This is a genomic window from Streptomyces sp. NPDC046931 (assembly GCF_040644655.1).
In the GTDB taxonomy this organism is placed as follows: Bacteria; Actinomycetota; Actinomycetes; order Streptomycetales; family Streptomycetaceae; genus Streptomyces.
Map to the genome: position 1 here is coordinate 1,415 of NZ_JBEYWX010000060.1, position 1,414 is coordinate 2,828.

Genomic DNA, 1,414 nt, shown 5'->3' on the forward strand with positions numbered 1-1,414 from the left:
GCTGAGACCTGATGCCGAGCCGATTGTGGCGAAGTGGATGATCCTATGCTGTCGAGAAAAGCCTCTAGCGAGTTTCATGGCGGCCCGTACCCTAAACCGACTCAGGTGGTCAGGTAGAGAATACCGAGGCGTTCGGGTGAACTATGGTTAAGGAACTCGGCAAAATGCCCCCGTAACTTCGGGAGAAGGGGGGCCACACCTGGTGAGAGGACTTGCTCCTCGAGCTGGGGGTGGCCGCAGAGACCAGCGAGAAGCGACTGTTTACTAAAAACACAGGTCCGTGCGAAGCCGTAAGGCGATGTATACGGACTGACGCCTGCCCGGTGCTGGAACGTTAAGGGGACCGGTTAGCTCCATTTCGGTGGGGCGAAGCTGAGAACTTAAGCGCCAGTAAACGGCGGTGGTAACTATAACCATCCTAAGGTAGCGAAATTCCTTGTCGGGTAAGTTCCGACCTGCACGAATGGCGTAACGACTTCTCGACTGTCTCAACCATAGGCCCGGTGAAATTGCACTACGAGTAAAGATGCTCGTTTCGCGCAGCAGGACGGAAAGACCCCGGGACCTTTACTACAGTTTGATATTGGTGTTCGGTTCGGCTTGTGTAGGATAGCTGGGAGACTGTGAAGCTCGGACGCCAGTTCGGGTGGAGTCGTCGTTGAAATACCAGTCTGGTCGTGCTGGATGTCTAACCCGGGTCCGTGATCCGGATCGGGGACAGTGTCTGATGGGTAGTTTAACTGGGGCGGTTGCCTCCTAAAGAGTAACGGAGGCGCCCAAAGGTTCCCTCAGCCTGGTTGGCAATCAGGTGTTGAGTGTAAGTGCACAAGGGAGCTTGACTGTGAGACCGACGGGTCGAGCAGGGACGAAAGTCGGGACTAGTGATCCGGCGGTGGCTTGTGGAAGCGCCGTCGCTCAACGGATAAAAGGTACCCCGGGGATAACAGGCTGATCTTCCCCAAGAGTCCATATCGACGGGATGGTTTGGCACCTCGATGTCGGCTCGTCGCATCCTGGGGCTGGAGTCGGTCCCAAGGGTTGGGCTGTTCGCCCATTAAAGCGGTACGCGAGCTGGGTTTAGAACGTCGTGAGACAGTTCGGTCCCTATCCGCTGTGCGCGTAGGAGTCTTGAGAAGGGCTGTCCCTAGTACGAGAGGACCGGGACGGACGAACCTCTGGTGTGCCAGTTGTCCTGCCAAGGGCATGGCTGGTTGGCTACGTTCGGGAGGGATAACCGCTGAAAGCATCTAAGCGGGAAGCCTGCTTCGAGATGAGGACTCCCACCCACTTGATGGGGTAAGGCTCCCAGTAGACGACTGGGTTGATAGGCCGGATCTGGAAGCACGGTAACGTGTGGAGGTGACCGGTACTAATAGGCCGAGGGCTTGTCCTCAGTTGCTCGCGTCCACTGTGT

General features: G+C 56.9%; 1 rRNA gene (only partly in view). It reads left to right on the top strand.

The window, feature by feature from the left end:
• Nucleotides 1-1,393, top strand: a 23S ribosomal RNA gene (locus tag ABZ876_RS39005) (it extends 1,372 nt beyond the left edge of the window).
• Nucleotides 1,394-1,414: the final 21 nt, after the last annotated feature.